This window comes from Marinitenerispora sediminis, from assembly GCF_003336425.1.
Taxonomy (GTDB): domain Bacteria; phylum Actinomycetota; class Actinomycetes; order Streptosporangiales; family Streptosporangiaceae; genus Marinitenerispora; species Marinitenerispora sediminis.
The window spans coordinates 1-293 of the sequence record NZ_QEIO01000417.1; the positions used below are offsets into that span (position 1 = coordinate 1).

At 76.1% G+C, this 293-nt stretch carries 1 protein-coding gene; it reads left to right on the forward strand.

The window, feature by feature from the left end:
* The coding region (locus DEF28_RS27065) for a DUF4344 domain-containing metallopeptidase (RefSeq protein WP_199493599.1) at positions 1-261 on the forward strand (261 nt) is incomplete at its 5' end.
* Positions 262-293: the final 32 nt, after the last annotated feature.

The following is a 293-nucleotide window of genomic DNA, read 5'->3' on the forward strand; positions in this document are numbered from 1 at the left end:
CTGGAGCCCCGGCTGCACGGCGCCATCGCCGACTACCAGCGCCACGCCGAGGCGCCGGGCGGCAACCTCGTCAAGCCCTCCGACGAGCACGCGCCCGCCGGGCAGCGCGCCGCGAACTACCGCTGCTACCTCTACGGGGCCGCTCCCGACCGCAACGCCGACCTGGTCGACGGGACATGGCTGACCGAGGACCGGGCGGGCGCGTGCTCGTCGGAGGGCTTGACGAGGTTGCCGCCCGGCGCCTCGGCGTGGCGCTGGTAGTCGGCGATGGCGCCGTGCAGCCGGGGCTCCAG